Consider the following 232-nt stretch of genomic DNA (forward strand, 5'->3'; position numbering starts at 1 on the left):
GCGCTCCACTCATTACAAACAGCATCCACCACTTCAAGCACCAGACGCGCGCGGTTTTCAACGCTGCCGCCGTACTGGTCGGTACGCTGGTTGGAAGACGGGGACAGGAACTGATGCAGCAGGTAACCGTGCGCAGAGTGCAGCTCAACCAGGTCGAAGCCCGCTTCACGGGCGTTGGCGACGGCCTGACGGAAATCATTCACGATACCCGGGATCTCGTCCAGCTCCAGCG

At 60.8% G+C, this 232-nt stretch carries 1 protein-coding gene; it reads right to left on the bottom strand.

What is annotated here, in order from left to right:
• Positions 1 to 232 (bottom strand): oxidoreductase (locus tag RG959_RS25010; RefSeq protein WP_483298933.1); only part of this gene is annotated, 232 nt, incomplete at both ends.

The sequence above is a fragment of the Domibacillus sp. 8LH genome (assembly GCF_038806185.1).
GTDB classification, from domain to species: domain Bacteria; phylum Bacillota; class Bacilli; order Bacillales; family Domibacillaceae; genus Domibacillus; species Domibacillus indicus_A.